At 36.3% G+C, this 1,641-nt stretch carries 1 protein-coding gene; it reads right to left on the reverse strand.

Features of this window, described 5'->3' with window-relative positions; genetic code table 11:
- Positions 1 to 106: 106 nt before the first annotated feature.
- Positions 107 to 1,396 (reverse strand): tyrosine-type recombinase/integrase, encoded by a 1,290-nt coding sequence (locus I4V84_RS19430; protein WP_118580245.1) that lies wholly within the window; start codon positions 1,394 to 1,396, stop codon positions 107 to 109.
- Positions 1,397 to 1,641: the final 245 nt, after the last annotated feature.

A 1,641-nucleotide genomic window follows, 5' to 3' on the forward strand; every position in this document is an offset into this window, starting at 1 on the left:
CCCTTAATTTATGCGGGTTTGAAGCACCTGAAATAGTAGTTTGACCCCCATTTGACCCCCGGTTAGTATTTTGTATGTTATCAGTAGTATTCTTCATAATTTTCCTTTATTCTTTTTCTGGCACCGCCGGAACTTTTCCCTCATCGTATTTTGCAGCAAATTTTCTAAATTCATCTGCCACATAATCCTGTTCCAGATGTGTATAATAGTTCGTCATATTTACGCTTGTATGTCCCACAATCTTACTCACCGTAAATGGAGACATATTAGACTCATTCAGTTTGGTGACGAACGTATGCCGAAATTTATGGGGATATACCTCATAAAGACGAGGTTCCCTATTTTCTTTTTCAGCTAATTCGATCTCTTTTTTTTCAATTATGCTTATAATACGTGAACATTCCGCGTTTGCATATTGAGGAAGAAAAACCCCTCCTGGTTGTGTTGTGAATACCAGATCCGGAAAATCTTTGAGGAAAGGATTTTCCTTTCCCCATGATGATCCGCTTTTTTCTTTATCCGCAATCTGCTTTTTCTCCCAAGAGTGAAATGCCAATTCAACACCCTCTGTCATAGGAATCCAACGATAACTTGCCTTTTTCTTAGGCGTCGTTATCTGTTTAACTGACTCTGGTTTTTCTAATCGATTTTTTCCTTCATCAAAATAAATCGTCGTTCTATTCAGTGTTTTATATACACGAATTCGATGACATTCAAAATCAATATCAGACCAGCAAAGTGCTGTAATTTCGCCAATACGCATTCCAGTATTCAAAATAATATAAAATAGTTCATAATATCTCGTGTTTTTTGCTGCATCAAGAAATGTTTTAATTTCCTCTGGTTGAAGTATTTTGCTTTCATCCTCCAATATTGGATCAACTGTTACTTTTTCGGATTTTTCTATTGCAATCCCTTTACAGGGATTCATTGGAATCATTTGATTATCTACCGCACTTTGAAGTAATTGCTTTACAATTGATAAAGTATGGACAACTGATGATTCCGCATAGCCATCGCTTTGCATTCCTTCAACCATATTGTAGATATGAGAGGGTGTGAGGCAATCAAGCCTCACAGAGCCAATAAAATCTGCACCCCGCTCAAATCCATCTACATATCCACGAACCGTATTAGCTTTAATTCGCCCAATTTTGTAAAGTTTCATCCATTCATCAAACCATTCAGAAACTTTATATTTTTTCGCTTTATCATTATAACCCAGAATATATTTTGCTTTTTCCAAATCACGTTTTTTCTTTAGTTTTGCCAAATTTCTATCATATAAATATTTGGGTTTCGGGGAACCTGGTATATAATATTTGGCTTGATAACGTCCGTCCTTCCTTTGCGAAAGTCCACTTCCTAATTCTTTGCCTTTCAAAGATTTTCCCATACTGTGTTCATCCTTTCCAGGCCAGATTTCAAGTACATCAGAATATTAACACGTTCTTAAAAAATATTCAAGTGTCCTGTTCCTCCAACCAGTGTTCGAATTTTTTTCTGTGTACAAGTGTTCTGCGCCCAATTCGGACGCAGAAATCATTTTCAGCCATTATAGTACGAACTGTTTTTTCAGATAACCCAGTTAATTCACAGGTTTCTTTTACTGAAAGAAGAAGTTTCCCATTTTCCTCCTTT

It is taken from the genome of Ruminococcus sp. 1001713B170207_170306_F1 (assembly GCF_015668065.1).
Lineage (GTDB): Bacteria > Bacillota > Clostridia > Lachnospirales > Lachnospiraceae > Blautia_A > Blautia_A faecis.